Origin of the sequence: Hoylesella timonensis S9-PR14 (assembly GCF_000762405.1) — a bacterium.
GTDB lineage: Bacteria > Bacteroidota > Bacteroidia > Bacteroidales > Bacteroidaceae > Prevotella > Prevotella timonensis_A.
In genome coordinates, this window is record NZ_JRPQ01000173.1 from 1 (window position 1) to 1429 (window position 1429).

Annotated in this window: 1 protein-coding gene and 1 pseudogene; both read right to left on the reverse strand. The window is 43.8% G+C overall.

Features of this window, described 5'->3' with window-relative positions:
- A partial coding sequence (locus HMPREF9304_RS10760) for a toprim domain-containing protein (protein ID WP_036928996.1) occupies positions 1–986 on the reverse strand: 986 nt, incomplete at its 3' end.
- Positions 983–1363 (reverse strand): annotated as a pseudogene (locus HMPREF9304_RS10765) (DNA-binding protein). The gene HMPREF9304_RS10760 and the pseudogene HMPREF9304_RS10765, both read right to left, overlap by 4 nt.
- Positions 1364–1429 lie beyond the last annotated feature (66 nt).

The window sequence follows — 1429 nt, forward strand, 5'->3', positions numbered from 1 at the left end:
AAGGCAAAGAAATCAGAAATGTCTTTTTCAGACTTCGTACCACTTAGCGGAAGTGAAAGGTTCAAGACCTTGTATTCAGCCAGATGTTCAGACTGTTTATGTGCCTCCCGTACACCTGTTTCATCCGCATCATACAAGAGTATGATATGCCTAAAACGAAGCTGAAGGCTCTCAATGATACTTGTCGGTATCTGTGCCGTTTCACTGTTGAAGCAAATCGCATTGAAACCGTGTGCATACAATGAGAGTACATCCTTTTCTCCACCTGTGATGAAAAGAATATCACCTTTGGTGGGAATCTGCTCCATACCGAAGCAATAAGTGGCAGGCATTCTTCCACCATAGAGAAAGCGGATTTTCGGACTGTGTGGTCGGTATATCTTTACATAGCCGTTTCCGATATAGGCAAATATCGGTTCTGTCGGTGAACTGTGAAGTTCAAACTTCTTGCCCTCGGCAGATACGCTCTCATACCGTTTAAGACTCCGTACCCGAAACTGCCGGAGTGTATCTTCATGGATACCATAATGCGCCCAATAGTTCAGCAGTCCATCGTCAAAAAGCTGTATCTCGAAACTATATGGACGTTCTTCCGTCCGCTTGGTCTTTTCGACCGTAGGTCTGGAGTCTATAGGATTTTTATATGACGGTGTGATATGCTTGTTATGCTTTTCGGCATCACATAAAGAATACAATCCAAGTTCTTGTACGATGATTTCCAAGACCTCGGGAAAACTCGTTTTCAGATTCAAACTACGCAACGTTGCCACAAACCAGAAACAATCCCCTGAATAGGTGGTATCTCCATGATCATAGAATTTATAAGAAGAAGTTTTCCTATCATAGTAGATATGACAGGAAGCCCGTTTGTCGTCATAGAAGGGGCTACGGAAGTTTCGGTGAAGATTCACCTCAAAACCAAGGAAATGGGAAAATACATCCAAACCTCCTTGGGTAAGCAAAAGAATCTGTTCCTTTTCTATCATAATTGTCGGTTTTTAGGGTTAAGACATGAACTCATGATGAGATTGTCCTTGAAACGGTTGAGCCGACCTAGAACCTCATCGTTTCTCATACCTGATACGCGGAGTCGGTTACATTTCGTGGCTATCACGATAGACTTGAAAAAATAACGCACATCACCACCCTCGGTGTAGCGATACCGCACCAACTGCTTCTTGCGCCAACGGTAAAGGGTGGACTCTGAAACATTCAGAGTCNCGATNAGGTCTTTGGTGGTCATCTCCAGCTCNTCNTCNATNTCTTGGATAAGANGNGAGGTGCGCTCNANATACTGCTCAATTCGGTTGAGCCTGTCTATCAGTTCCTGATAGGCTTGGCTTTCTACTGCTATTATTTCCATATGTCATCACAGTTTGGTTTGTAAGATCATGTGCTGCGGTCCCAATTCCTTGGCGAGATCCATTAT